The organism is Hansschlegelia plantiphila (assembly GCF_027922265.1).
Lineage (GTDB): Bacteria > Pseudomonadota > Alphaproteobacteria > Rhizobiales > Methylopilaceae > Methylopila > Methylopila plantiphila.
In genome coordinates, this window is sequence record NZ_BSFI01000007.1 from 113929 (window position 1) to 140259 (window position 26331).

A 26331-nucleotide genomic window follows, 5' to 3' on the forward strand; every position below is an offset into this window, starting at 1 on the left:
GTCGGCCCGTGGGGGCCGGGGAGGGGGAATCTTCCGGACCTCGGCTCTTTCCCTTCACCGCCCTTCGTCCCGTTGCGCGGCGGACGCAAGCGCCTAGTCTTCTCCGATAACGAGCGCCGTCGGGCGCCGGCGAGGGGGACGCGCGATGTTCAACATGTTCGATCTGTTCCGGCAGGCGCAGGGCGGCGCGGCGTTCGACAATCTGGCCCGGGCCTACGGCATGCAGCCTGAGCAGATGCGCGCGGCGGTGGCGGCGCTGACGCCGGCCTTCGCGCAGGCGTTCCAGCGCCAGCAGGCCACGGGGGACGCGCAGCGCTTCGCCGACCTCATGCAGACGGAGGCCTATGCGCGCGCCTTCGAGGCGCATGCCGCGGCGCTCGACCCCGAGAACAAGAGCGCCGGCGACGACGCGCTCGGCGCGCTATTCGGCTCCAAGGACGTGTCGCGCGCGGTAGCCGCGCAGGCCGCGGCCGTGTCCGGCGTCCAGGCGGAGATCATCCGGAAGGTGCTGCCGGTGCTCGCCAGCATTCTGGTCGGCGGCTTCATGAAGGCGGCGCAAGGCGCCGCGCAGCCAGCTCCTGGCGCGGGCGCGGGGCTGCCCGGTCAGATGGCCGAGTTCTGGAGCCAGATGATGCGCAATGCGGGCGCCGCGCCGGGCGCGTCGTCCGGCCCTGCCCCGAAGGAGGGCCGGCCGCAGGAGGCGGGGGCGATGATGATGGGCGACATGATGGCCGAGATGCTCGGAAGCATGTTCGGCGGCGGGGCCGCCAAGGCGGGGCGGGGCCCCGAGCCCGAAGCTCCGAAGGAGCCTCCGGCCGGCGACGGGAGCCGGCCGGAGGGGCCCGCGGCGGGGACCCCGTTCGACGAGATCGTCGAGACGGGCCGCGAGCTGTCCGCCCAGAACGCCAAGGCGATGGAGCAGATCTTCGAGGCGTTCTTCAGCACCCGGAAGGACGGCGGCTGAGCGCGGTCCTTCCGATCACCCGCCGACGTTGAGCGCCGCCGAGGCGCGCCGCTCCTCGGCGAGCTCGTTCAGCCGGTCGGTCGGATCGCCCCACAGCGACCAGCGCGAGGCCTCGTGAAGGTCCGAGCGGGTGAGCCCGAGATCCGACAGCATGCGGTCGTCGAGGCGGCCGAGATCCTCGACCATCTTGCGGCGCGTCAGCGAGGCGCCGAAGGCCCTGAGGCCAGCGAGCAGGCGGCCGGCGCCGCCGCTCCGATGAAGTCCGGCGCCAGCCGGCCGGTAAGAGTCGCAATGAGCCGACATGGCTCCCTCCAGCGTCCTTGTCTCCCGTGGCCGGGGACGTCGATGATGCGGACCGAACCGTCCGCCTGTGACGCTGAGATAGTCGGCCCGCATTGATCAGTGAAACGAATGTTCGTAATATAGGCCATCATAAGCAGTGATGATTGGGAGAGCCATGAACGCGCTTCTCGACGTCGACCAGCTCCGCACCTTCATCGCGATCGTCGACACCGGGTCGTTCACCCGCGCGGCCGACGTCGTGTTCAAGACGCAGTCGGCGGTCTCGATGCAGATGAAGCGGCTCGAGGAGCGGGTGGGACGCGCGATCTTCGCGCGCGACGGCCGCGGCGTGAAGCTGACCGACGACGGGGAGCGGCTGCTCGATTACGCCCGCCGCATCGTCCACATCTCGCGCGAGGCCGTCTCCGCATTCGAAGACGACGCGCTGACCGGCCGGGTGCGGCTCGGCCTGCCGGACGACTACGCCGAGCGCTATCTGCCGGAGATCCTGGCGCGGTTCTCGAGCTCGAACCCGCGGGTGGAGGTCACGGTTGTCTGCGAGCCGTCGGACTACCTGACCGAGATGATCGACCGCGACGAGGTCGATCTCGCCATCATCACCCACGCCTCGCGCAAGCCCGTCGGCGAGATCATCCGCCAGGAGCCGCTGCTCTGGGTGACGTCGCAGCGCTCGGTCGTGCACGAGGACGCCGTCATCCCGATGGCGCTCAGCCACGCGGCCTGCACGTGGCGCGAGAGCGCGGCGGCGAAGCTCGAGGAGATGGCGAGGCCCTACCGCGTGCTCTATTCGAGCCGCAACTTCGCAGCGGTCGGCGCCGCGGTGCTGGCGGGGCTCGCGGTGTCGGTCGTGCCGGAATCAGCGCTCAGGCCCGGCATGCGCGTGCTCGGGCCGTCCGACGGCTTCCCGACGCTTCCGAGCTGCAAGATCGCGCTGCTGCGCAATCCAGGCGCGGTGACGGAGACCGTCATGGCTCTGGCCGACCACATCGTGGCGAGCCTCGACAACATGTCGACGAGCTTCGAGCCGGTCGCCGCCGAGTGACCGGCCGGCCTTGACGAGCGACGGCTCTCGGCCGATCTCACGAGCCTAGGCCCATAGGGAGCCTCCGATGCATCACTCCGCGGCCCACCGCCACGAGGCGTCGTTCGAGCACGAGCACCGCTTCCTCGGCGGCGATCACGCCCGGAACGCGCGGCGCACGCTCGCGGTCACCGTCATCACGGCCGCGACGATGGTGGTCGAGATCCTCGCCGGCTGGGCCTTCGGCTCGATGGCGCTGCTCGCGGACGGCTTCCACATGGCGACGCACGCCGGCGCGATCGGCGTCGCGGCGCTCGCCTACAAGATCGCCGCGTCGCGCTCCTCCGACCCGGGGCTCGCCATGGGCGCCGGCAAGATCGGCGACCTCGCAGGCTTCGCTAACGCCATCGTGCTCGGCGTCGTCGCGATCGCGATCGGCTGGGAATCGCTGTGGCGACTCGCGGCGCCCACGTCGGTCGCCTATGGCGAAGCCGCGATGGTCGCCGTGCTCGGCCTGATGGTCAACATCGCCTGCGCCGCGCTGCTCGGCGGACACGGCCATGCCCACGCCGACCATGATCACGCGGGTCACGCCCACGATCACGCCGGCCACGATCACGCCCACGCCGAATCCCGCGGGGAGCATGGCGGCGACCGCAATTTGCGGGCGGCCTACGCCCATGTGCTGGCCGACGCGCTCACCTCGGTGCTCGCGATCGCGGCGCTGTTCGCGGGGTGGACGCTCGGCTGGCGCTGGATCGACCCTGCGGTCGGCGTTCTCGGCGCCGGGATGATCGCGTCCTGGGCCGTCTCGCTCGCCCGCGAGACAGCGGCGACGCTGACCGATTCGCCGGCCGACCCCGCGCTCGAGAAGACCATCCGCGCGCGGCTCGAGGTCGGCGACGTCCGCGTCTGCGACCTGCATCTCTGGCGCGTCGGCCCCGGCCACCTCGCCGCTATCGTCGCGCTTGTGACGCACGAGCCGCAGGAGCCGGAAGCCTACAAGGCCAAGCTCGCCGACCTCGACGCGCTCAGCCACGTGACGATCGAGGTCAACCGCTGCCCCGGCGACCGCTGCGCGGCTTGATTCGCCGCCGGCGCGCGCCAGACGTTTCTTCGTGAAGTCGTCCTCGGCCTGCGAAGCGGCGGCGCGCCTGAGAAAAGGTCGCGCGTCTTACCTCGCCCCGTTCGGCTCCAGCAGCCTGTGCAGGTGCACGACGAAATAGCGCATATGGGCGTTGTCGACGCTGGCCTGAGCCTTGGCCTTCCAGGCCGCGCGGGCGCTGTCGTAATCGGGGAAGATGCCGACGATGTCGAGGTTCTCGACGTCGTGGAACGACACGCCCGACACGTCCTCGAGCTCTCCGCCGAAGACGAGGTGGAGAAGCTGCTTGGGCGCGACGTCGGTCATCGGTAGGGCTCCAGGGCGGCGAGGGCGTCGCGCTCGACTTCGAGGGCGGCGAGAAGGGCTGCGCGACGGGCGTGGGGGGCTGCGACCAGCCCGCCGTGACGCGTCGTTTCGCGGTTGTAGGTCGGAGGGACGCCGTCGAAGCCGGTGAGCCCGGCGCCGGCCTCCTCCAGGATCAGGTGGGCGGCGGCGATGTCCCAATCATGGGCGTTGGGACGGGCGAGCGCTGCGTCGAGGTCGCCGGAGGCGACCTTCACCAGCCGGTTGGCGAGCGCGTAGAGCCATGGGCCCTTCTGAACGCCATGGCTCTTCAGAGGGCCGAGCAGGGACTGCGGGCCGCCGACCCGCACGCCCTCGAGCGAGCTCGAGTCGGCGGGCGAGAGCCGTTCTCCGTTGCGCCAGGCGCCGCCGCCGCGGACCGCGCTGAACGCCACGTTATGGCAGGCGTCGAGCACGATGCCAGCGATGGGCGTCCCGTCCTCGACGAGCGCGACCGATACCACCCATTCCGGCGCGCCCTCGATGAAGGCGCGGGTTCCGTCGATGGGATCGACGACCCAGACGCGCCTCAGTCCGAGCCGCTCGGCCGAATCGGCGGTCTCTTCCGACAGCCAGCCCGAACGTTCGACCAGCTTCGGCAACTCGGCGAACAGGAAGCGGTCGACCGCGATGTCCGCCTCGGTCACCGGACTGTCGTCGGCTTTCGTCCAGCGCTCCGCCCCGTTCTTGAAGAAGCCGAGCGCGATCGCGCCCGCCTTGCCGACGATGTCGGCTAGCGGGCCCGCGAGGCGTTCAAGGTCGATCGGCGCATCGGTCGAGGGCACGTGCTGAGGAAATCCGTCTGAGGGCTGGATGGAGGCGGTGATGGCGAGCCCACAAAGTGTCGGGTTGATGGCCCGGGCGCAAGCGCCGCGGTCGCCGCAGCCCCGCGACCCGGACCTGCCGGCTTGCGGAGCCGCCGAACGGAAGGACCCGACGTCGCCGCTGCTCTTGTCATCGGGCCGAGATGGAAGATCAGGCGGCGCGCTTCATCCAATTCTTACCCTTCGCCGAAAGGTATTCTTCAGCATGGCGGCAGACGAATGCCCGAAACGGTCGGGATTACGAAGGATTCACCAGCTCCGTTAAGCCGATGCTTCCTGCTCGCCAGTCATGGTGCAGCAACAAGCGAAGAGCCCAAGACCACGGCGGGCCTTCAGGGAGACTGTACATTGGGACGTCTAACCGGAACCGGCGCACGAGCGTGCGCCGCAACGGGGTCGGCCGACCGGCTCGATCCCTTCGCGCTTCCCCACCGTTTCGCGGCGCCGGACGCCGCGGCCGATGGCGGCGAGCGACGCGTCACGCTGGAGAGCGGCCGCGTGGTGGTGGACAGGATGGTGCGGAGCATGGTGATGCGGATTGCGGTTCCTCTGGTCAGCTTCTCGGGCGTCGCGATGCGCGTCGCACCGGGCGACAAGCCCGAGGCCGACCGCGTCGAGGTCGTCCTCGCCCACCGCGACCGCGCGCTCGACGTTCCGCTTGCGACCGAACCCTTCGACGGCGACGGCTTCGCCGAATGGCGCTCCTGGGGCCGCTCGCTCAACCTGCCGCTGCTGATCGAGGACCTCGACGGCACCCGCAAGACGCCGAGCGTCCATCTCGGCGCGCTGGAGGTCGGCCGGCCCCGCGCTCGTCGGCGCCACAGCCTGCTGAAGGGGCGCCGCACCCGCTTTCAGGCCAAGCGCAAAACCGGCGAACTGACGGCCGAGACGCCGGTCCATCGCGACGAGCGCGAGATCATCGCGCGGAACTGAGCGGCGCTACCCCCGCGTAAAAAACCATGCGCCGATCGCGATCACCACCACTGCGGCGATCGCGAGCCTGAGCGCAGCCTGGCTGAGCACGAAGCGCTTGTGCTCCGGCGGGAGGGGGTCCTTCACGACGGGGTCTGGCATCGAGCGATCCTCTAGAGCCGCAGCAGGCAGTCGGCGCACAGGCCGGCGAAGAACAGCGCGCCGGCGTCCCGATTCGACTTGAACAGTCTAAGGCAGAGCGCAGGGTCGGCGATGTCGAGCCTTACGGTCTGCCAGGCGCAATGCGCGGCGAAGGCGGCGACGCCCGCAAAACTCAGGACGCCGCCGCCGGCGAGCGACGTAGCGAGCGCCAGCAGCGCCACGGAGCCGGCGTAGAAGCCCGCGAGGATCGGCTGGGTCCGCTCGCCGAACAGCAGCGCGGTGGAGCCGACGCCGACCAGAGCGTCGTCCTCCTTGTCCTGGTGGGCGTAGATCGTGTCGTAGCCGATGATCCACAGCAGGGCGGCTGCGAACAGCGCGAGCGGCGCCGCGTCGAGACGCCCGAAGGTCGCGCCCCACCCCATCAGCGCGCCCCAGCCGAAGCAGACGCCGAGCATCGCCTGCGGCCACCAGGTGACGCGCTTCATGAAGGGATAGAGCGCGACCGGCAGCACCGAGCAGATCCCGATGAGAATCGCGAAAGGCGGCAGCGAGATCAGCACGGCGAAGCCGATGGCGAGCAGTGCGGCCAGGAAGATCGCGGCCCCCCTCGGCGTCACCTGTCCGGAGGGCAGGGGACGCGAGCGGGTGCGCGCGACCTTGGCGTCGATGTCACGGTCGACAAGGTCGTTATAGGTGCAGCCAGCGCCGCGCATCGCGATCGCGCCGATCGCGAACAGCGCGATCAGGAGCAGGCTCGGATACGGCGCGCCGGAGGCGACGGCGGACAGAGCCGCCGACCATGCGCAGGGCCAGAACAGCAGCCACGCCCCGATCGGCCGGTCGGCGCGGGCGAGCCTGAGGTAAGGCCGCCACGCGCGCGGCGCCACGGCGTCCACCCAGTTCCTGGGGACGGCGTCGGCGACGATCTGATCGGGGAGGGCGTCGGTCATGGGGCGAAGCGACGCCATTGCGGCGTGGGGGTCAAGCGCCGCGTTCGTCTGGTCCGGCTTGACCGGACCACCTACCGGCGGCGTAGAGCTAGCCGCGCGTGGGTCCTCCGGTCGAGCCGGAGCACGACGAGCTCCGGGAGTCCGATGGCCGCCTACGACTTCACCTCCACCCGCCTTTTCGTGGACGACGCGCTCGCCGAGGGCGCGGAGGTCGCGCTCGGCGATTCGCAGGCGAACTACGTCCGCAACGTCATGCGGATGGCGGCGGGCGATGGTCTGCTGCTGTTCAACGGCCGCGACGGCGAGTGGGGCGCGCGGATCGCGGAGGTCGCGAAGAAGCGGGTCGTGCTGGTCGCGGAGCGGCGCCTGAGGGAGCAGACCCCGCCGGGCCGCCTGCGCTACCTGTTCGCGCCGCTGAAACACGCGCGGCTCGACTACATGGTTCAGAAAGCGGTCGAGATGGGCGCCTCGCGCCTGTCCCCCGTCATCACCCGTCGCACCCAGGCCGCCCGCGTGAATCTGGACCGCATGCGCGCCAACGCGGTCGAGGCCGCCGAGCAATGCGGCGTGCTGGCGATCCCCGAGGTCGACGAGCCGGCGCCGCTGGCGCGGGTTCTCGACGGCTGGCCCGAAGGCGACGCGCTCATCTTCTGCGACGAGGACGCCGGCGCCGGCGATCCGCTCGTCCCGCTCGTGGCTCTCCGCGGACGCCCCGTCGCGGTGCTGATCGGCCCGGAGGGTGGGTTCGACCCGGAGGAGCGGGCCGCGCTGCTGCGATCGCCGTCGATCGTCCGGCTGACGCTCGGGCCGCGCATCCTGCGGGCCGACACGGCGGCTGTCGCGGCGCTGGCGCTTGTCCAGGCCGTAGCCGGAGACTGGCGGGTCTAAAGCGGGCCGCATCCTCGCTTCACCGACGTTGACGGCCTGTTAACCATAGCTTCGCAACGTTGAAGGACGGACAGCGCGCGATGGGCTGGCCGGCTTTTCCTGCGTTGCCGAAATATCGCACTGCGGGGCGATCGCCGCGGGCCGGCAAACTTGGCATGCCGCGGAGACGCGGAGCGGCGTATAGCCGTGATGGCGCCGTCGACACGCGACGGAGTTGGATCTTTGAGTCGAGTGCGAACGTCTCCCATGTCGACAGCCTTTATTCCCGCAGGCGTTCGCGCCGCTGCAACAGTTTGGGCGCGACGCGCCGTCGTGGCGGCGCTGCCCGTGCTGCTCGCCGCCTGCGCAGCCTCGCAACCGCTGCCGTCCGCAAGCCCCGCCGCGCCGATCGCCTTCGCGCCGGCGCCCGTGCCTGCGTCCCCCGTGTTTTCGTCGGATGCGTCCGACGCGGTCCGCTACAGCGACACCGCGAACCCCGACGAGCCGTTCCCCGTCAAGGCGGTCAATCTCGCGAAGGTCGATCCCCAGTTCCTGAAGCAGGTCGTGCCGAACACCACGGGCGAAGCGCCGGGCACCATCGTCATCGACCCGCATGAGCGGCACCTCTACCTCGTCCAGAACGACGGCACCGCGATCCGCTACGGCGTGGGCGTCGGCCGCGAGGGCTTCGCCTGGAGCGGTCAGGCCTATATCCGCCGCAAGCTCGAGTGGCCCGACTGGCACCCGCCGGCAGAGATGGTGGCGCGCGATCCGCACGCCCGTCCCTACGCCGACGGCATGCCCGGCGGCCCCGGCAATCCTCTGGGCGCGCGCTCCATGGCGCTCTGGGAAGGCAATCGCGACACGCTGTTCCGCATCCACGGCACCATCGAGCCGTACTCGATCGGCAAGGCGGTGTCGTCGGGCTGCATCCGCATGATGAACCAGGACGTCATCGACCTTTATTCCCGCGTGCCGCTCGGCACCAAGGTCGTCGTCCGCGGTTGAACCACCGTTCCGGATCCGCCTCGGGGGAGAGCGGGTCCACGTCGGGCGCCTTGAGCGCCCGCCAGTGATCGGCCGGGCCGCCTTTCGGGGCGGCCCGGCCGAGACGCTCTGTTCAAAACGGATCCTCCCTTATGACAAAACGCATCGTGACCCAGCAGGCCGTCATCGGCCTGAGCCGCCGCGCCTTCGTGTCGGCTCTCCCGCTAGCGCTCGGCGCCTGCGCGGGGATGCCGAGCTTCGACATGGGCGATCTGTTCGACGGCGACAGTGGCTTCGACTATTCCGAGATCTACGGCCCCAAGCCGCAGGAGCAGTTTCCGCTTGCGGCGCTGCCGTGGCGCTCGCTCGATCCGACGGTGCTGCGCCGCCGGGTCGACGATCCGACCGGCGAGGCGGCGGGCACCATCGTCGTCGACACCTACAAGAAGCACCTTTATTACGTGCAGGGCGGCGGCAAGGCGGTGCGCTACGGCATCGGCGTCGGCAAGGAAGGCTTCGAGTGGCAGGGCCGCGCGACGATCGCGCGAAAGGCCAAATGGCCGACCTGGACGCCGACGCCTGAAATGATCCAGCGCGACCCCAAGCTCAACAAGCCGTGGGCAGGCGGCATGCCGGGGGGCCTCAGCAATCCGCTCGGCGCGCGCGCCCTGTATCTCTATCAGAACGGCCGCGACTCCTCCTATCGCATCCATGGCACCACCGAGCCGCGCTCGATCGGCAAGGCGATGTCGTCGGGCTGCATCCGGATGTTCAACCACGACGTCATCGACCTCTACGACCGCGCGACCGTCGGGACCGAAGTGATGATCCTGTCGTAAGCCGACGACCTACTGGACGCTCCCCGGGCGACCACATAGTTGTCTGCGGCTGCGCCCTCAGGAGCCGCCATGGCCCGCGACCAGAACGATCCAACCTTCATCGCCTCGCGGGACGAGCTCGTCGGCTGGTTCGAGGCCGGCTGCAAGCCGGTCGAAGCCTTCCGCATCGGGACTGAGCACGAGAAGTTTCCCTTCCGTCTCGCCGATCATTCGCCCGTCGAGTATGACGGCCCGGCGGGCATCCGCGCGCTGCTCGAAGGCATGCAGGGCCTCCTCGGCTGGGAGCCGATCCTCGAGGGCGACCACATCATCGGGCTCTACGACGTCACCGGCGGCGGCGCGATCAGCCTGGAGCCGGGCGGTCAGTTCGAGCTTTCCGGCGCACCGCTCGAGACGATCCACCAGACCTGCTCGGAGCTTCACGCGCATCTCGCGCAGGTCCGCGAGATCGCGAATCCGCTGGGCCTCGGGTTCCTCGGCCTCGGCATGAGCCCGAAATGGACGCTGGCCGAGACGCCGGTGATGCCCAAGGGCCGCTACGACATCATGACCCGCTACATGCCGAAGGTCGGTCGCTACGGCCTCGACATGATGTACCGGACCTCGACCGTGCAGGTGAACCTCGACTTCTCGGACGAAGCCGACATGGTCAGGAAGATGCGGGTGGGCCTGGCGCTTCAGCCGATCGCGACCGCGCTGTTCGCCAATTCACCGTTCACCGAAGGCAAGCCGAACGGCTTCCTTTCGATGCGATCCGAGATCTGGCGCGACACCGACAACGCCCGCGCCGGCATGCTGCCCTTCGCCTTCGACGACGGCTTCGGTTTCGAGGCTTACGTCGACTACGCGCTCGACGTGCCGATGTATTTCGTGAAGCGCGGCGACCGCTATCATGACGTCGCCGGCGCCTCGTTCCGCGACCTGATCGACGGCAAGCTCGCGCAGTTGCCGGGCGAACTCCCGACCGTATCGGACTGGGCGAACCACCTCTCGACGATCTTCCCCGAGGTTCGGCTCAAGCGCTACATCGAGATGCGCGGCGCCGACTCGGGACCGACAGGCCGGATCTGCGCGCTGCCGTCCTTCTGGGTCGGACTGCTCTATCACCAGCCGAGCCTCGACGCGGCCTGGGAGCTCGTGAAGCGCTGGTCGGCGGAAGAGCGTGAGGCGCTGCGCGACGCCGTCCCGCGCGAGGGCCTCGCCGCCCGGATCGGCAACCGAACCGTGCTCGATGTCGCCCGCGACGCGCTCGCGCTCGCCGACGCCGGGCTGGAGGCGCGCGCCCGGATGAACAGCTTCGGCGACGACGAGCGCGTCCACCTGGCGCCGATCATGCGCGTCGCGCAGGAAGAGAAGAGCCTCGCCGAGACGCTGCTGCAGAAGTTCGAGGGGCCCTGGCGGCGCTCGGTCGAGCCGGCCTTCGACGAACTCGCCTATTAGGGTCCCCGTCTCGGGCTGACGCGCGAAGTCAGCCCTTGCCGAGAGCGCGGGTTAGCGCCGCGTCCGGGCCGGAATAGGCCTCCTGACGCTCGACGCTCCAATAGCGCAGCTCCTCCAGCGGGATTTTCGCGCCGGTGACCGCGCAGCGGACGAAGCCGCCCGGGCGGATCACGCGGAAGTCGGCGTCGAGGTAACGCAGCTCCGCCTCCTCGGACGAGGGCGGTCGCTCATAACGGTTCATCGGCTCAAGGGTCTCCGGTCCGGCCTCCATATAGGCGTCGGACCGGGACGAGGCAAAGAGCGCCCTGTTCAGTCGTTCCTGACGGCAGTCGAGAATCGGTTGCTCCGTTCGCGCCCGCGCGTCCGACAAAAGGCGCGTTGCGTCGCAACAGAGGCCGCCGCAGAGTGCCGCCTTTCCAAAAGAAGACCGCGCCATTCATGACCGCCGCCCTCCAGCCGCTGGACGACGCCCACGAACACGGGCCCAAGATCGCGTTCGAAGATCTCGAGGTCGGCCAGACCGCCGAGATCCGGCACGAGGTGTCGGAGGAGGGCGTGAAGACCTTCGCCGCGCTCACCGGCGACACCAACCCGATTCATCTGTCGGAAGCCTATGCGGCGAACACGCGCTTCGGGGGGCGGATCGCGCATGGGCTCTACACTGCGAGCCTGATCTCCGCGGTTCTCGGCACCCGGCTGCCGGGACCGGGCGCGGTCTATCTCTCCCAGACCATCAAGTTCCGCGCGCCGGTGCGGCTCGGCGACGTCGTGGTCGCGCAGGTCGAGATCACCTCGCTCGACCCCGGCCGGCAGCGCGCGACGTTCTTTTGCACCTGCACGGTCGGCGACAAGGTGGTGCTCGACGGCGAGGCCCAGGTCATGGTGCCGACCCGCGACGAGATCGAAGCGGAGCTCGCCTGATCGGCCGCACGCACTGACGCGACCCGCCGGCGGGCGCTTGCGCCGGGTCGATGCGGCGACCTCGCCCTTGACGGTGGACGCCCGCGCAGGCCATCTCGCGTCCGCGAAAAACCGTCGGACCCGATGGCCGTTCCTTCTGCTTCCCCGCCGCTGCTGATCGACCCGCCCGACCTTCCCGCTGACCTGCGCGACGGTCATGTCGTCGTGGGCAATTTCGACGGCGTGCATCGCGGCCATGCGAGCGTGCTGCGTGAGGCGGCGGCGCCCGCGCACGCCGCCGGGCGCCCGGTCGTAGCCCTCACCTTCGAGCCGCATCCGCGGACCTTCTTCCGGCCCGACATCCCGCTGTTCCGCCTGACCGAGCGGGACGAGAAAGCCCGAATGCTCGCCCGCGCCGGCGCCGACGCGACGGTTGTGCTGACCTTCGACGAGACGCTCGCCGCGATCGACGCCGAGGCCTTCGTCGCCGATGTGCTGGCGAACCGGCTCGCCGCCCACACCGCGGTCGTCGGCTGGGACTTTCATTTCGGCCGCGGCCGCGAGGGCTCACCCTCGTTCCTGGCCGAGGCGGGCCCCCGTCATGGCATGTTCGTCGAGGTCGTCCCGCCTTACGGCGGGGCGACGCCGGTGTCGTCGAGCGCGATCCGCGACAAGCTGGCGAGCGGCGACGTCGTTGGCGCGAACCGGCTGCTCGGCCGTCGTTGGATCGTCGAGGGCGAGGTCGTCCACGGCGACAAGCGCGGCCGCGAGCTCGGCTTTCCAACCGCGAACGTCCGGCTTGCGCCGGAGACGCGGCTCGCCCACGGCATCTACGCGGTCAAGGCGCTGGTCGACGACAGGGTCGTGGAGGGCGTGGCGAACTTCGGCCGCCGCCCGCAATTCATGGAGAACGGCGCGCCGCTGTTCGAGCCTTATCTGCTCGATTTCTCGGGCGATCTCTACGGCAAGCGGTTGCGCTTCGAACTCGTCGCGCATCTGCGGCCGGAGGCGAAGTTCGACAGCGTCGAGGCGCTGATCGCCCAGATGGCCCGCGACGTCGAGGCGGCCCGCATGGCGCTCGCCGCCCCGGAAGACCCGCTCGCGCCAAGCGCGCTGACGTGAACGCTGTCCCGGCCGGTGGGAAGGTGGGCGAGCGCTGCGCGACGACGCGAAATAGCTCTGCAATTTTTGCCGGCCTAGAGTTCGGAGCCATGAAGCGTGCTGGCGCGATCATCCTGAAGTCGGCCGTTGCGGCGTGCCTGTCGGTCGTCGCGACCCTCGCGGTCGTCGTGACGGTCGTCCCCGCGATTGGCGGCGTGGTGGACGGCAACGCCTGGCTTATGTGCGTGATCTGCCCTCTCGTCGTGGCTGCGCCGGCGAGCGCGTGGCAGTTCTGGCAGAACGACCGGCAGCGGATGGCGCGGGCCGAACTCGCGGCTGTGCATGTCAAGCTCGACGAGGCCCACAGAGCGCTGGCGGCCGCCTATGACGAACTGGCTGAAAGGGCGAAGCACGACGATCTGACGGGGCTGCTCGGGCGAGGCGGCTTTCTCGAGGTCGCCGCGGAACGCCGCAGGTCGGGGGAGGGCTGGCTGATGATCCTCGACGTCGACCACTTCAAGACGATCAATGATCGCTTTGGTCACGCGATCGGGGACCGCGCCTTGCGCCAGGTGGCCGCGACGTTCATCGCGGCCGGACCCGCCGACGCCGTGTTCGGCCGGATCGGGGGGGAGGAGTTCGGCGCGGTCCTGTCCGCCAAGGACAGGGACGACGCGGTGCGGATCGCCGAAGCTCTGCGGCGTGAAATCGCGGAAGCGCCGCTGCGGCTCGACGAGCCTGAGGCCGTCTCGTTGACCGTCAGCGCCGGCGTCGTGAGGCTGACGACCGGCGACACGCTTTCCGACGCCGTCCTGGCGGCCGACGAGTTGCTCTACGAGGCCAAGAGGAGCGGGCGCAACGCCGTCGCGTTCGCCGAGGCGGCTCCCCCCGCCGACGAACTCCGCGAACTGACGCCGGTCGCCGCTCCGTCGCTCGCCGCCGCCGCGCGGTCGGCCCTCCGCCCCTCTGGCTTGTGCGACGGCGCGACCCTGCTACAAGGCACGGGCGCTTCGACAGCCTGACGTGAGACGCGCCGCTTCAGCATCAGGTCGCTGACCGCCGCGGCGCGAAGCCAGTTCGACGAACATCCGGACGCCCGATGCCCTCCGACGCCACCGCCGCTTCGCGCGACTATTCCGAAACGCTGTTCCTGCCCAAGACGGATTTCCCCATGCGCGCGGGGCTGCCGCAGCGCGAGCCGGAATTCCTTGAGCGGTGGGCGCGCATCAAGCTCTACGAGCGGCTGCGCGAGGCCTCGGCCGGGCGGCGCAAATACGTGCTGCACGATGGGCCGCCTTACGCCAACGGGCACCTCCACATCGGCCATGCGCTCAACAAGGTGCTGAAGGACGTCGTCGTCCGCACCCGTCAGATGGGCGGCTTCGACGCCAATTACGTGCCGGGCTGGGACTGCCACGGCCTGCCGATCGAGTGGAAGGTCGAGGAGGGCTACCGCGCCAAGGGGCTCAACAAGGACGACGTGCCGGTCATCGAGTTCCGGCAGGAATGCCGGACCTATGCGCAGCACTGGATCGGCGTGCAGTCGGAGGAGTTCCAGCGCCTCGGCGTGACCGGCGACTGGGCCGACCCCTACACCACGATGAAGTTCTCCGCCGAGGCGCAGATCGCCCGCGAGATCATGACCTTCGCCACGACCGGCCAGCTCTATCGCGGCTCGAAGCCGGTGATGTGGTCGGTCGTCGAGCGCACCGCGCTCGCGGAAGCAGAGATCGAGTATCACGAGTTCACCAGCGACACGGTGTTCGTGGCGTTTCCCGTCAAGGACGGAGCGCTCGACGGCGCCTCGGTCGTGATCTGGACCACGACGCCCTGGACGCTGCCGGGGAACCGCGCGATCGCCTATTCGCCGAAGATCGCCTACGGCGTCTATGAGGTGACCGAGGCGCCGGAGGACAACTGGGCCAAGGTCGGCCAGCGCTTCGTGCTGGCGGACGGATTGGCGGAGGGCGTCTTTAAGGCCGCCAAAGTTCTTGGTTACCAAAAGCTTAAGACCGTTCCCGCATCCGATCTCGAAGGGCTGGTCGCAGCTCATCCGTTGCTTGAGCTTGGCTACGACTTCGCCGTTCCGCTGCTGCCGGGCGACCACGTCACGGACGACGCCGGCACAGGCTTCGTGCACACGGCGCCGGGACATGGCCGGGAGGACTTCGACCTCTGGGTCGACAGCAAGGCTGTGCTCGAGGCCCGTGGAATCTCATCGAGAATTCCGTATACGGTCGACGCGGAAGGCTTCCTGACCAAGGACGCGCCAGGCTTCGAAGGCCGCTCCGTCATCACCGACAAGGGCGACAAGGGCGACGCCAACCAGGCGGTCATCCAGGCGCTGGTCGCGGCCGGCCGGCTCGTGGCGCGCGGCAAGCTGCGGCACCAGTACCCGCATTCCTGGCGGTCCAAGAAGCCCGTCATCTTCCGCAACACGCCGCAGTGGTTCATCCACATGGACCAGGACATCGCAGGTCCCGCCGACACGCTGCGCTCGCGCGCGCTCGCCGCGATCGACGCCACGGCGTTCCATCCGCCGCAGGGGCGCAACCGCCTGCGCGGCATGATCGAGCAGCGGCCGGACTGGGTGGTCTCGCGCCAGCGCGCCTGGGGCGTGCCGATCTGCGTCTTCGTCCACAAGCTGACGGGCGAACTGCTGAGCGACCGCAGCGTGGACACGCGCATCGCCGAGGCCTTCGAGCTCGAAGGCGCCGACGCCTGGTTCGCCGACGACGGCCGCCGCTTCCTCGGCAACGACTATTCGCTCGACGACTACGAGAAGGTCGGCGACATTCTCGACGTCTGGTTCGATTCCGGCTCGACCCACGCCTATGTGCTCGACCGGCGGCCGGACCTCAGCCCGAAGCGCGCGGTCGACGGCGGAGAGGATTTCGTCCTCTATCTCGAAGGCTCCGACCAGCACCGCGGCTGGTTCCATTCCTCGCTGCTGGAGAGCTGCGGAACGCGCGGCCGCGCGCCCTACGACGCGCTGCTGACGCACGGCTTCGTGCTCGACGAGCAGGGGCGGAAGATGTCGAAGTCGCTCGGCAACGTCGTCGCGCCGCAGGACATCATCAAGCAGTCAGGCGCCGACATCCTGCGGCTCTGGGTGGTGATGGCGGACTATGAGGACGACCTGCGCATCGGCCAGGAGATCCTGAAGACCACCACCGACGCCTACCGCAAGCTGCGCAACACGCTGCGCTGGATGCTCGGCACGCTCGCCCATTTCCATGAGAGCGACGCCGTCGCCTTCGCCGAGATGCCGGAGCTCGAGCGCTACATGTTGCACCGGCTCGCCGAGGTCGATCTGGAGATCGGCGCGGCCTACGACGCGTTCGACTTCAAGCGCGGCTTCGCAGGCCTGTTCACCTTCCTCACCAACGACCTTTCGGCCTTCTACTTCGACGTCCGCAAGGACGCGCTCTATTGCGACCCGGCGTCGTCGCTGACGCGCCGGGCCTGCCTCACCGTCGTCGACCGGCTGTTCCGCACCCTCGTGACGCGGCTGGCCGCCCTTCTGCCGTTCACGGCGGAGGAGACCTGGCTGTCTCGCTTCCCCTCCGACGAGGGCTCGGTGCATCTCGAGCTGTTCGCGCTCGCCGACCCGTCCTGGCGCGACGAGGCGCTCGCGGCGAAGTGGGAGAAGGTGCGGCGCGTCCGGCGCGTGGTGACCGGGGCGCTCGAGATCGAACGCGCCGCGAAGCGCATCGGCTCGTCGCTCGAAGCTGCGCCCCTGGTCCATGTCACGGACCCGGAGCTTCTCGGCGCGCTCGAGGGCGTCGACCTCGCCGAGGTCGCGATCACGAGCGCGGTGCGGCTCGTCTCGGACGAGGGCCCGGACGACGCGTTCCGCTTGGCCGAGATCCCCGGCGTCGCGGTGGTCCCGGCGCGCGCCGAGGGCCGCAAATGTGCGCGCTCCTGGAAGGTGACGCCGGACGTCGGCGCCGATCCCGAGTATCCCGACATCACCCCGCGCGACGCGCAGGCGATGCGGGAATGGACGGAAGCGGCGGAGAAGGCGGCGTGACCGCCCTCGCGGGATGACCCCCCTGGCTCCCCCCGCCCGTCGCGCCTTCCTCGTCGCGCTGCTCGTCTTCGTCCTCGACCAGGCGATCAAGCTCTGGGCGCTGTTTCCCTTCGACCTCGCGTCGAAGGGACGCGTGCCGGTCCTGCCCGTGTTCGACCTCGTGCTGATCTGGAACACCGGCGTCAGCTACGGCCTGCTGCAACAGGACGGCGAGGTCGGGCGCTGGGTGCTGGTCGCCGTGCATATCGTCGCGTCGGTGTTCATCGCGCTGTGGATCCGCCGCGAGGAGCAGATGGTCTCCGCGATCGGGCTTGCGCTGATTCTCGGCGGCGCCGTCGGCAATGGCCTTGATCGCGTCGTTTATGGCGCGGTCGTCGACTACGCCCTTCTGCACTGGGGCGAGGTCACTTGGTACGTGTTCAATCTTGCGGACGCCGCGATCGTTGCGGGGGTTCTGCTGCTTCTGTATGGTGCGCTCCGCGGCCAGAGGGCTGAGCGCGAGGTAGGCTGATCCGCCGCCGCTCGCCGCCGAAGCCGCCGGAAGGAGCATCAAATCCATGCGCCAGATCACAGCATGCCTCGCCTCGGCCGCGATCGCCCTCGGGGCGGCGTCCGTCGCGGGTCCGGCCCTCGCCGCCGACGACATGGGGTCGAATCCGATCACGGAGTTCTTCGACAGCCTCGGCATGGGCGAGAAGGAAAAGCCGGACATCGACTACAAGGAGCGCGCCCCGCTCGTGCCGCCGAGCTCGAATGCGAGCCTCCCGCCGCCTCAGGCGAAGGGGCCCGGCCGTTCGGACGACGCCTGGCCGAGCGATCCGGACGCGCAGGCCCGCGCCGAGCGCAAGGCCCGCGCCAACGAACTGCCGACCGAAACCTATAACGCGCGGATAGACCGGAACTCGCGGCTGAGCCCGGACGAGCTCCAGGGGCGGCGCACCGCCGGCGCCGGCGCCGTGACGGAGACCGGCGGCTCGACGACCTACGACAACACGATCCAGCGGATGTCGCCCGACGAACTGAAATCCCAGCGGATGAACCGGACCGCGGACGCCGCGCCCGCCGGCTCGCGGTCCCGGCTCAGCGATCCGCCCCCCGGCTATCTGGTCGGAAACGGCGTAAGCGCGCAGGTCAAGCCCGAAGCGAAGCCCTGGTACGGACGGCTGTTCGGAAACTGAGGCCGCGGCTTGCGCCGCGCGCGTCCAGTCACGACTTGAATGTGTAACTGGTCCGTCGGCCACCGCCGGCGGACCGTTCGCCTTAATCAGCGCCATGCGCGCCTGACGCCTTATCTCCAGGCGACGCCGGAAGGATCCAGAAGCTGATGGCTGAAGCCACGCCGGCCGGCGCGCCCGGCCTGAAGCCAGCGGAGATCGTCGGGACCGGCCGCAGTGCGGGACCAGAGGTCACGACCTTCACCCTCGCCAACGGGCTGCAGGTCGTGGTCATCCCCGACAGGCGCGCGCCGGTCGTGACCCACATGATCTGGTACAAGGTGGGCTCGGCCGACGAGTCGCGCGGGGAATCTGGCATCGCCCATTTCCTCGAGCACCTGATGTTCAAGGGCACGGAGAAGAACCCCGCCGGCGCCTTCAGCCATGCGGTGGCGGAGCTGGGCGGCCAGGAAAACGCCTTCACCTCCTACGACTACACCTCCTATTTCCAGCGCGTGGCCCGTGAGCATCTGAAGACGGTGATGGCCTTCGAGGCCGACCGCATGGAGGGGCTTCAGCTGACCGATGACGTCGTCGATCCTGAGCGCGACGTGATCCTCGAGGAGCGCCGCTCGCGGGTCGAAGGCGATCCGGGCGCGCAGCTCGGCGAGGCGGTCGCCGCCGCGCTGTTCGTGAACCATCCCTATGGCGCGCCGATCATCGGCTGGGAGCACGAGATCGAGAAGCTCGACCGGCGCCACGCGATCGCGTTCTACGATCGCTTCTACACGCCGAACAACGCGATCCTCGTCGTGGCGGGAGACGTCGGGGCCGATGAAGTCCGAGCCCTCGCCGAGGAGACCTACGGCAAAGTCGCCCGCCGCGCCGAGACCGGCGCGAGGCTTCGGCCGCGCGAGCCCGAGCCGCGCGCGGCGCGCCGCGTCCAGCTCTCGGATCCGCGCGTCACCCAGCCGTCGATCCAGCGCAACTATCTCGCCCCGTCCTACGAGACGGCGGAGGGCGATCGCGCCTATGCGCTTGATCTGCTCTCCCAGATTATGGGCGGCGGCACGACGGCGCGGGTCTATCGCGCGCTCGTGGTCGACAAGGCGATCGCGGCCAACGCCGGCGCCTGGTATCACGGCGACGCGTTGGACGACGGCCGCTTCGCGATCTACGCCGTGCCACGCGACGGACGGGCTCTGATCGAGCTCGAGGCTGCGATCGACGAGGAGATCGCGAAGATCGCCGCCGACGGGCCGACCGCCTCCGAACTGGAGCGGGCCAAGACGCGGCTCGTCGCCGACACGATCTACGCGCAGGACAGCCAGGCGACGCTCGCCCGCATCTACGGCGCGTCGCTCGCGACCGGCGGCACGATCGAGGACGTCCGCGAATGGCCGTCGCGCATCCGCGCGGTCAGCGCCGAGTCGGTCCGCGACGCCGCTCGCGAGGTGCTCGACAAGCGTCGCTCCGTGACGGGCGAACTGGTCGCGGCGCCCGCGGCCGCGTCGCGCCCTTAAAGCTCAGCGCCGGCGGCCTCGGCCGCCGCGTCGCCCCTCAGGATGTTCGACGCAACCATGTCCGCAGCCCCGACGCTCGCCGCCCAGACGCCCGCCCGTGCGACCGACATCCAGCGGGTGAAGACCCCCGGCGGCGCCGAGGCCTGGCTTGTCGAGGAGAACACCGTTCCGGTGATCTCGGTCGAGATCGCGTTCCGGGGAGGCGCAGCGCAGGACCCCGAGGGCAAGGCCGGCCTCGTCAGCCTGATGACGACGCTGCTCGATGAAGGCGCAGGCGACATGCCCGCCGACGTCTTCCAGGAGACGCTTGAGGAAAAGGCGATCGAGCTGTCCTTCTCGTCGAATCGAGACGCGGTGACGGCGAGCCTGCGGACGCTGCCTGAAAATCTCGACGAGGCCTTCCGGCTGCTGACCGAGGCTCTTGCATCGCCGCGCTTCGACGAGGACGCGGTCGAGCGCATGTGCGGGCAGCTTTCCGCCCAGCTTCGGCGCGACGCGCTGGATCCCGACGATCTCGCCGGCCGCGTCTTCTTCGCCGAGGCGTTCCCGGGCCACCCCTATGGCCGCCCGACGCGAGGCGCGATCGACAGCCTCGAGTCGATCTCCCGCGCGGATCTGGTGAGCGTCCATCGCAAGGTGATCGCGCGCGACAACGTCGTGATCGGCGCGGTCGGAGCGATCCAGCCGGAGCGTCTCGCCACGCTCGTCGATCATCTGCTGGCTGGGCTGCCAGAGACGGCGGAGCTCGTCACGGTGCCGACCGTGGCGCCCCAGGGCGTCGGCAGCACCGTCGTCGTGACGCTCGACGTTCCCCAGAGCTCGATCGTCTTCGGACGGCCGGGACCGCTGCGCAACGACGAGAGCTTCATTCCAGCCTATGTGGTGAACCACATTCTGGGCGGCGGCTCGTTCTCGTCGCGGTTGTTCACCGAAGTCCGCGAGAAGCGCGGTCTCGCCTATTCGGTCTACAGCTACCTGTCGCCCTACGACCATTCCGGCCTGTTGCTCGGCGGCGTCGCGACGCGCAACGACAGGGCCGGGCAGTCGATCGATCTCATCCGTTCCGAAATCGTCCGGATCGCGGATGAGGGGCCGACTTCGAAGGAGCTCGAGAGCGCCAAGAAGTTCCTCATCGGCTCCTACGCTCTGCGGTTCGACACCTCGGCCAAGATCGCGAACCAGCTCGTTCAGCTGCAGCTCGACCATCTCGGCGCCGACTACATTTCGAAGCGCAACTCGATGGTTGCGGCGGTGACCGAGGCGGAGATCAGGGCGGCCGCCAAGTCGCTGTTCGGCGAGGGCGATCTGTTCGTCGTGGCGGTCGGCAAGCCGACGGGGCTGCCCGGCGCGGTCGTGCGGGCCGCGCCCGGCGCAGGCGGATCGAAGGCCGACGCGGCCGTCTGAGCAGGAAGCAGAGACCCTCCTCAGAGGAGCGGCAGATCGGGCGCTGATTTGGCCGCCAGCCGTTCCTCGATTTCTTTCCGGCCAAGGGCAGTAATCTGCCAGCCGGTCTCTTGCGCCTTGATCATCCCCAAGGCGGCCAGCTTGGAAACCGACTGTCCGTCGACCATCAAAATTTCGTCTTTCAAAAATAACTGCTGAAGAATTTCAATATCTGACGCGCTCAATGCGTGCGGATCGCGGGACATTTATTTGGTCTCCAAAGAATTCCAACGTGGATTTGGAGAATTCGTTCCAGATTTTGCTCGACAGAAATCTTTCGAGTCCTATGAAAGAGCGTCGCCGGATCCGGCGACGATCGAGCGTCGGCTGAAGGCTGCTGGCCGGTGGTCGCGACCGATAGGGCTGTCAGAACAGAACGAAGACCAGGCCCGCCAGCGCAAACCCCATCACGCTGATCAGCGTCTCCAGCACCGTCCACGTCTTCAGCGTGGTCTTCAGGTCCATGTCGAAGAACCGGCCGACCAGCCAGAAGCCGGAATCGTTGACATGGCTCGCGATCACCGATCCGGCTCCGAGCGCGACCACGATCGCGGCGCGCTCCAGTCCCTGGTAGCCCGCCGCCTCGACGGCCGGCTGGACCAGCCCCGCCGCCGTAATGAGCGCGACCGTCGCCGATCCCTGCGCGATCCGCAGCGCGGCTGCGATGACGTAGCCAGCGATGAAGATGTGAAGTCCCATCCCGTCGAGCACATGCGCAAGCGCGTCGCCGATGCCGCTCGCGCGCAGCACGCCGCCGAACATGCCGCCCGCGCCGGTGATCAGCGTGATCGCGCAGATCGGACCGAGCGAGCTATCGAGCAGCTTTTCGATCGCAGCGCGGCTCTTTCCGCGCCTCACGCCGAGCACATAGGAGCCGACCAGCACCGCGACGAGCAGCGCGACCGGCGTCGCGCCGAGCCCGCGCGCGACCAGGAACCATCCCGCCTTGCGGTCGACCACGCCGAGCGCCCCCAGCGTGTCGAGCCCGGTGTTCACGAAGATGATCGCCAGCGGCAGCAGCAGAAGCAGCACGACGGTCGAGGATTTCGGAGGATTCAGGTCGCGCTCGGCCATCGGGCCGCCGCTGAGCAACTCCGGCACCTTCACGTCGATGCGCTTGCCGATCCACAGGCCGAACAGATAGCTCGTGAGGTACCAGGTCGGGATGGCGATCGCGACGCCGAGCAGGGTGACGAGGCCGATGTCGGCCTTGATCAACTCTGTCGCGGCCACCGGCCCCGGATGCGGCGGCGCGAAGACATGCATGCACGAGAATGCGCCGGCGGCTGGAATGCCGTAGCGCAGCAGCCCGCCGCCGAGCCTGCGCGCGACCGTGAAGATGATCGGCAGCATCACCACCAGCCCGGCGTCGAAGAAGATCGGGAAGCCGAAGATCAGAGAGGCCACCCCGAGCGCGAGCGGCGCCCGTTTCTCGCCGAAGAAGCCGATCAGGTCGTCGGCGAGCGCCTGCGCGCCGCCGGACACCTCGACAAGCCTGCCGAGCATCGCGCCGAGGCCGACCAGCAGCGCGACGCTGGCGAGGGTCGTTCCGAAACCGCTGAGCAGCGTAGGCACCACCTTTTCCGGCGCGATCCCGGCGGCGAAGGCCGTCAGCAGGCTCACCAGAACCAGCGCCAGAAAGGCGTGGATCCTGAAGCGCATGATGAGGACGAGCAGCGCGAGGATCGCGACCGCCGCGATCAGCAGCAGCGGGCCGGTGGCGAGCGCGGGGGCCGGACTGGCGGCGGCGTTCATGGGATTCGCCCTTCGTGCTCTTAAGGCGTTGCGGCGTGACCGGAACGCGCCTTTACGTGCGGGACGCGGTCTTCGCGACGACCGGGGATCGCGCGGCGTCGGCGATCCCGAGCGCTGCGAGCGCGTCGCGGACGATCGCCTCGGGCGGCGGCCCGACATCGACCGCGACGCCGTCCTCGTCATCCTCGAGCGGTTCGAGGGCTGCGAACTGCGAGGCGAGCAGCGAGGCCGGCATGTAGTGGCCTGTGCGACTGGCGAGCCGGGCCTCGATCAAAGCGGGCTCCGCGGCGAGCGCCAGGAACCGGACATGCGCGACGGCCTCGCGGAGCACGTCGCGGTAGCGCCGTTTCAGCGCTGAGCAGGTGACCACCGTGTCGCGGCCGTGAAGCGCCTCGTCGCCGATCCAGTCGCGGATCAACGCGAGCCAGGGCGCGCGGTCATCGTCGTCGAGCGGAATCCCCGCCGACATCTTCTCGATATTGGCCTTGGGATGAAATTCGTCGGCTTCGGCGAAGGTCCAGCCGAGCCGCTCGGCGAGCATTCGGGCGATGGTGGTTTTGCCGACGCCGGACGGACCCATCACGACGACGCAGACGCGGCCATGAGCCGCTGGCTTCCCGGACTCCGCCATTTGCGCGCTCCCTTTGCGCAGCCTTGACGGCTGCGGCGCTCTGGTCTTGGCCGCCCGGAAAGGCGGCTAAGCGCTAGGCATAACATGGCTCGGCGCGTTCCAAAGCCCGCGTTCGACGCCTGCGCTTCGCGGAAGCGCATGACGTGGGAGCGACGCCCCTCTATCCTTGGGCGACAGACCGCCGGCGACGCCCGCGGCGGCGTAGCGCGTTCGGCAGATGCAGGTTCACGAGCTTCCGACGACAGACATGCCCATGCTGGCCGAACGGCTCGCGGGACTGCCGCATCTCGTCTTTCTCGACAGCGCGATGCCGCACGCGACCCTCGGCCGCTTTTCGTATCTCACGGCCGACCCCTACGCCGTGCTCGACGTGCGCGGGGCGACCGCGACGCTCGGCGGCCGGGCCGTGGAGGGCGACCCGCTCGCGGCGCTCGGTCAGGCCCTCTCGGAGCCCCGGATCTCTTCTCATCCCGACCTGCCGCCGTTCCAGGGCGGCGCGGCGGGCTTCATCTCCTACGAATACGGCCGCAGGCTCGAGCGGCTTCCGACGCCCGACGTCGACGATCTTGGCATCCCGGACGCGGTGCTACCGCTTTACGACTGGGTGGTCGCCTGCGATCACGCGGCCGACAGAGCCTGGCTGATCTCGACCGGCGCTCCCGAAGCGGACACGGCGGCCCGCGAGGCGCGCTCGGCGGCTCGGGCCGAGGCGGCGCTCGCGCTGCTGTCGCGTCCGGCGACCCGGTCCGCGCCGGTGGTCGCGCCGGCGCCGCTGCTGTTCTCCTCGAATTTCGACCGGGCCGCCTATGTCGACGCGATAGCGCGCGTCGTTGAATACGTGCTGGCCGGCGACATCTTCCAGGCGAACGTCGCGCAGCGTTTCCTCGCCGATCTTCCCGAGGCCTTCGACCCCTGGGCGTTCTATCGCCGTCTTCGCACCCGCAACGCCGCGCCGTTCGCCGCCTATCTCGATTTTGGCGACGTGGTGGTGGCGTCGAGTTCTCCGGAGCGCTTCGTGCGGGTCGAGGGCGACCGGGTCGAGGCCCGGCCGATCAAGGGCACGGCGAAGCGCTGGGCCGACCCGATCGCCGACGGCTCCTCCTCGCGCGCGCTGCTCGGCTCCGAGAAGGACCGGGCGGAGAACGTGATGATCGTCGACCTCTTGCGGAACGACCTGTCGCGGGTCTGCCGTCCCGGCACCGTCGAGGTCCCGACGCTCTGCGGTCTCGAGACCTACGCCTCGGTCCACCACCTCGTGTCGGTCGTCACAGGACGGCTGCGCGAGGGGCTCGGCGTCATGGATCTGCTGCGCGCGAGCTTCCCCGGCGGGTCGATCACCGGCGCGCCCAAGCTCCGCGCGATGGAGATCATCACCGAGATCGAGCGCCATGCCCGCGGCGTGTATTGCGGCTCGATCGGCTGGCTCGGTTTCTCGGGCGACGCGGATTTCAACATCGCGATCCGCACAGCTACGATCTCCGGCGGCAAGGTAGTGTTCCAGGCCGGCGGGGGGATCACGGCGCTCTCCGATCCCGCGGCCGAATTCGACGAGACGCTGACCAAGGCGCGCGCGGTGTTCGAGGCGTTCGGCGGCGCCCTCGCCGACGGGGCTTCCGGCGCGTCGCCGCGCGCGGTCGCGGGAGGGTTGAGATGATCCTGCTGCTCGATAATTACGACAGCTTCGTCTTCAATCTGGCCCGCTATTTCGAGGAGCTCGGCGAGACGACCGAGGTCGTCCGGAACGACGCGGCGACCGTCGACGACGTCGTGCGGCTTGCCCCGGATTCGATCGTGATTTCTCCGGGCCCCTGCACGCCGAACGAAGCAGGGATCTCGCTAGACCTGATCCGCAGGCTCTCGGGCGTGACGCCGATCCTCGGCGTGTGCCTCGGCCATCAGGCGATCGGAGCGGTCTTCGGCGGCCGGGTCGAGCGCGCCCACCGGCCGCTCCACGGCCGCGCCTCGCGGGTGGAGCATGACGGGACAGGCCTGTTCGAAGGGTTGCCGAACCCGGTTTCGGTCGCGCGCTATCACTCGCTGATCGTGGAGTTCGACGAGGGCTACGCTGGTCCGCTCAAGGTGACCGGGCGCTCGGAGGAAGGCGAGGCGATGGCGCTCGCCCATGACCGGCATCCGACCTTCGGCGTGCAGTTCCATCCGGAATCGATCCTGACGGAGGGCGGCCACAGGCTGTTGCAGAACTTTCTCGCGATAGCCGGACAGTGGACGCCATGCATCGCCTGAATGGCGTGATCCAGAACCCGTCCGCGGCCGCGTTCGACCTAGGGGATCGCGGGCTGACGCTGGGCGACGGGCTGTTCGAAACGATCGCAGTGTTCGGCGGTAAGCCGGCGCTGCTCGACCGCCATCTCGACCGCATGATCGCGGCGGCCGCAGAAATCCGCCTGCCGGTCAACCGCGGCCTGCTCGAGCGGGAGGTCGCGGCGCTTGCAGGCGCGGGCGGCGACCTCGTGATCCGGCTGACCGTCACGAGGGGCGCCGGCGCGCGCGGGCTGGCCATTCCGGAAGGCGGCTCAACGACGGTGATCGCCTCGTCTTCGCCCTATCCGAGTTCGGCGATGTTCACGCCCGTGAGCCTCGTGACCGCCTTGGTCCGACGCAATCCAAGCTCCTTCGCGTCCCGCGCCAAGACCCTGAGCTATCTCGACAACGTGCTCGCCTATGACGCTGCGCGCTCGGCGGGCGCGAATGACGCGCTGATGCTGAACGTCAGCGGACGCGTCGCATGCACGTCGATGGCGAACCTCTTCATGGTTAACAAAAATTTGATCGTGACCCCGCCGATCGGAGAAGGCGTGCTCCCCGGCGTGGTTCGGGCGCTCGTTCTGGAGTTGGCGCCGAGCGTTGGCCTTCATCCGTCAGAGCGCGCGATGACGCCCGAAGAATTCGCCGACGCCGACGCGGCGTTCGCAACCAACAGCGTACGGCTGCTGACGCCGGTGAACGCCATCGACGGAGAGAAGAAGACAGGTCGCGGCCTCGGCGAGGCCGTCATCCAGCGCGTCGCGGCGGCGGTCGCGGAGGCTTGCGGCGCTACGCTCCAGCGCTAACGGG

Annotated in this window: 28 protein-coding genes; 19 read left to right on the forward strand and 9 right to left on the reverse strand. The window is 69.2% G+C overall.

Going from position 1 to position 26331, the window contains the following annotated elements; translation table 11 throughout:
* Positions 1–145 precede the first annotated feature (145 nt).
* Positions 146–964 (forward strand): DUF937 domain-containing protein, encoded by an 819-nt coding sequence (locus PKE75_RS06790; RefSeq protein WP_271167959.1) that lies wholly within the window; start codon positions 146–148, stop codon positions 962–964.
* A 15-nt stretch (positions 965–979) separates the two neighbouring features.
* Here the strand turns inward: PKE75_RS06790 and PKE75_RS06795 are convergent, their stop codons facing one another.
* Positions 980–1267, reverse strand: coding sequence for a DUF1127 domain-containing protein (locus PKE75_RS06795; RefSeq protein ID WP_271167960.1), 288 nt, complete (start codon positions 1265–1267; stop codon positions 980–982).
* Between the two features lie 154 nt (positions 1268–1421).
* On the opposite strand from PKE75_RS06795, the gene PKE75_RS06800 reads away from it, so the two are divergent.
* Positions 1422–2309, forward strand: a complete 888-nt coding sequence (locus PKE75_RS06800; RefSeq protein ID WP_271167961.1) for a LysR substrate-binding domain-containing protein — start codon at positions 1422–1424, stop codon at positions 2307–2309.
* 67 nt (positions 2310–2376) lie between these two features.
* Positions 2377–3375, forward strand: coding sequence for a CDF family Co(II)/Ni(II) efflux transporter DmeF (gene dmeF / locus PKE75_RS06805; protein WP_271167962.1), 999 nt, complete (start codon positions 2377–2379; stop codon positions 3373–3375).
* A gap of 87 nt (positions 3376–3462) precedes the next feature.
* Here the strand turns inward: dmeF and PKE75_RS06810 are convergent, their stop codons facing one another.
* Both PKE75_RS06810 and PKE75_RS06815 read right to left on the reverse strand, forming a co-directional pair.
* Positions 3463–3699 carry a DUF4170 domain-containing protein gene (locus PKE75_RS06810; protein ID WP_271167963.1) on the reverse strand — a complete coding sequence of 79 codons (237 nt, stop codon included), beginning with the start codon at positions 3697–3699 and terminating at the stop codon, positions 3463–3465.
* Entirely contained in the window at positions 3696–4520 is an 825-nt protein-coding gene (locus tag PKE75_RS06815; protein ID WP_271167964.1) for a 3'(2'),5'-bisphosphate nucleotidase CysQ, read from the reverse strand. The genes PKE75_RS06810 and PKE75_RS06815 overlap by 4 nt, the downstream gene beginning before the upstream one ends.
* 387 nt (positions 4521–4907) lie before the next feature.
* On the opposite strand from PKE75_RS06815, the gene PKE75_RS06820 reads away from it, so the two are divergent.
* Positions 4908–5492, forward strand: a complete 585-nt coding sequence (locus PKE75_RS06820) for a DUF6101 family protein (RefSeq protein ID WP_271167965.1) — start codon at positions 4908–4910, stop codon at positions 5490–5492.
* A 6-nt stretch (positions 5493–5498) separates the two neighbouring features.
* On the opposite strand, the gene PKE75_RS06825 is transcribed toward PKE75_RS06820, so the two are convergent.
* Together PKE75_RS06825 and ubiA are read right to left on the reverse strand one after the other, a co-directional pair.
* Positions 5499–5633 (reverse strand): hypothetical protein, encoded by a 135-nt coding sequence (locus tag PKE75_RS06825; RefSeq protein ID WP_271167966.1) that lies wholly within the window; start codon positions 5631–5633, stop codon positions 5499–5501.
* Positions 5634–5644: 11 nt separating this feature from the next.
* A complete protein-coding gene (gene ubiA / locus PKE75_RS06830) occupies positions 5645–6583 on the reverse strand; it encodes a 4-hydroxybenzoate octaprenyltransferase (protein WP_271167967.1) in 939 nt (312 codons plus the stop codon).
* A gap of 144 nt (positions 6584–6727) precedes the next feature.
* Between ubiA and PKE75_RS06835 the strand changes: the two genes are divergently transcribed.
* From PKE75_RS06835 to PKE75_RS06850, 4 genes are all read left to right on the forward strand, one after another.
* A complete protein-coding gene (locus tag PKE75_RS06835; RefSeq protein WP_271167968.1) occupies positions 6728–7471 on the forward strand; it encodes a 16S rRNA (uracil(1498)-N(3))-methyltransferase in 744 nt (247 codons plus the stop codon).
* A gap of 321 nt (positions 7472–7792) precedes the next feature.
* Positions 7793–8458: a L,D-transpeptidase gene (locus PKE75_RS06840; protein ID WP_271168522.1), complete on the forward strand. Its 666-nt coding sequence runs from the start codon at positions 7793–7795 to the stop codon at positions 8456–8458.
* Between the two features lie 131 nt (positions 8459–8589).
* The gene (locus PKE75_RS06845; RefSeq protein ID WP_271167969.1) at positions 8590–9276 is read left to right on the forward strand and encodes a L,D-transpeptidase; all 687 of its coding nucleotides are present in this window, start codon (positions 8590–8592) and stop codon (positions 9274–9276) included.
* Between the two features lie 69 nt (positions 9277–9345).
* Complete coding sequence (locus PKE75_RS06850) at positions 9346–10716, forward strand: glutamate--cysteine ligase (RefSeq protein ID WP_271167970.1); 1371 nt, start codon at positions 9346–9348, stop codon at positions 10714–10716.
* 28 nt (positions 10717–10744) lie between these two features.
* Here the strand turns inward: PKE75_RS06850 and PKE75_RS06855 are convergent, their stop codons facing one another.
* Positions 10745–10957, reverse strand: a complete 213-nt coding sequence (locus PKE75_RS06855; protein ID WP_271167971.1) for a DUF2093 domain-containing protein — start codon at positions 10955–10957, stop codon at positions 10745–10747.
* A gap of 197 nt (positions 10958–11154) precedes the next feature.
* Between PKE75_RS06855 and PKE75_RS06860 the strand changes: the two genes are divergently transcribed.
* The 8 genes from PKE75_RS06860 to PKE75_RS06895 all read left to right on the forward strand — a co-directional run bounded on the left by PKE75_RS06860 (position 11155) and on the right by PKE75_RS06895 (position 20831).
* Complete coding sequence (locus PKE75_RS06860) at positions 11155–11637, forward strand: MaoC family dehydratase (protein WP_271167972.1); 483 nt, start codon at positions 11155–11157, stop codon at positions 11635–11637.
* 123 nt (positions 11638–11760) lie between these two features.
* Positions 11761–12738 carry a bifunctional riboflavin kinase/FAD synthetase gene (locus PKE75_RS06865; protein ID WP_271167973.1) on the forward strand — a complete coding sequence of 326 codons (978 nt, stop codon included), beginning with the start codon at positions 11761–11763 and terminating at the stop codon, positions 12736–12738.
* Between the two features lie 89 nt (positions 12739–12827).
* Complete coding sequence (locus PKE75_RS06870) at positions 12828–13739, forward strand: GGDEF domain-containing protein (RefSeq protein ID WP_271167974.1); 912 nt, start codon at positions 12828–12830, stop codon at positions 13737–13739.
* Positions 13740–13816: 77 nt separating this feature from the next.
* A complete protein-coding gene (gene ileS, locus PKE75_RS06875) occupies positions 13817–16750 on the forward strand; it encodes an isoleucine--tRNA ligase (protein WP_271167975.1) in 2934 nt (977 codons plus the stop codon).
* Positions 16751–16763: 13 nt separating this feature from the next.
* Positions 16764–17261 (forward strand): signal peptidase II, encoded by a 498-nt coding sequence (lspA, locus tag PKE75_RS06880; protein WP_271167976.1) that lies wholly within the window; start codon positions 16764–16766, stop codon positions 17259–17261.
* Positions 17262–17307: 46 nt separating this feature from the next.
* Positions 17308–17928 carry a hypothetical protein gene (locus tag PKE75_RS06885; protein WP_271167977.1) on the forward strand — a complete coding sequence of 207 codons (621 nt, stop codon included), beginning with the start codon at positions 17308–17310 and terminating at the stop codon, positions 17926–17928.
* A gap of 146 nt (positions 17929–18074) precedes the next feature.
* On the forward strand, positions 18075–19427 hold the full coding sequence (locus PKE75_RS06890; RefSeq protein ID WP_271167978.1) for a M16 family metallopeptidase: 1353 nt from the start codon (positions 18075–18077) through the stop codon (positions 19425–19427).
* 57 nt (positions 19428–19484) lie between these two features.
* The gene (locus PKE75_RS06895; RefSeq protein WP_271167979.1) at positions 19485–20831 is read left to right on the forward strand and encodes a M16 family metallopeptidase; all 1347 of its coding nucleotides are present in this window, start codon (positions 19485–19487) and stop codon (positions 20829–20831) included.
* A gap of 20 nt (positions 20832–20851) precedes the next feature.
* On the opposite strand, the gene PKE75_RS06900 is transcribed toward PKE75_RS06895, so the two are convergent.
* The 3 genes from PKE75_RS06900 to PKE75_RS06910 form a co-directional block, all read right to left on the reverse strand.
* Positions 20852–21076, reverse strand: a complete 225-nt coding sequence (locus PKE75_RS06900; RefSeq protein ID WP_271167980.1) for a hypothetical protein — start codon at positions 21074–21076, stop codon at positions 20852–20854.
* 160 nt (positions 21077–21236) lie between these two features.
* On the reverse strand, positions 21237–22625 hold the full coding sequence (locus PKE75_RS06905) for a GntP family permease (RefSeq protein ID WP_271167981.1): 1389 nt from the start codon (positions 22623–22625) through the stop codon (positions 21237–21239).
* Between the two features lie 52 nt (positions 22626–22677).
* Positions 22678–23256 (reverse strand): gluconokinase, encoded by a 579-nt coding sequence (locus PKE75_RS06910; protein WP_271167982.1) that lies wholly within the window; start codon positions 23254–23256, stop codon positions 22678–22680.
* Between the two features lie 247 nt (positions 23257–23503).
* On the opposite strand from PKE75_RS06910, the gene pabB reads away from it, so the two are divergent.
* Genes pabB through PKE75_RS06925 form a run of 3 tightly spaced genes read left to right on the forward strand, consistent with a single transcriptional unit; the run spans position 23504 to position 26327 of the window.
* Positions 23504–24910, forward strand: coding sequence for an aminodeoxychorismate synthase component I (gene pabB / locus PKE75_RS06915; protein WP_271167983.1), 1407 nt, complete (start codon positions 23504–23506; stop codon positions 24908–24910).
* Complete coding sequence (locus PKE75_RS06920) at positions 24907–25500, forward strand: anthranilate synthase component II (RefSeq protein ID WP_271167984.1); 594 nt, start codon at positions 24907–24909, stop codon at positions 25498–25500. The genes pabB and PKE75_RS06920 overlap by 4 nt, the downstream gene beginning before the upstream one ends.
* A complete protein-coding gene (locus PKE75_RS06925; RefSeq protein ID WP_271167985.1) occupies positions 25488–26327 on the forward strand; it encodes an aminotransferase class IV in 840 nt (279 codons plus the stop codon). Before PKE75_RS06920 ends, PKE75_RS06925 begins: the two co-directional genes overlap by 13 nt.
* Positions 26328–26331 lie beyond the last annotated feature (4 nt).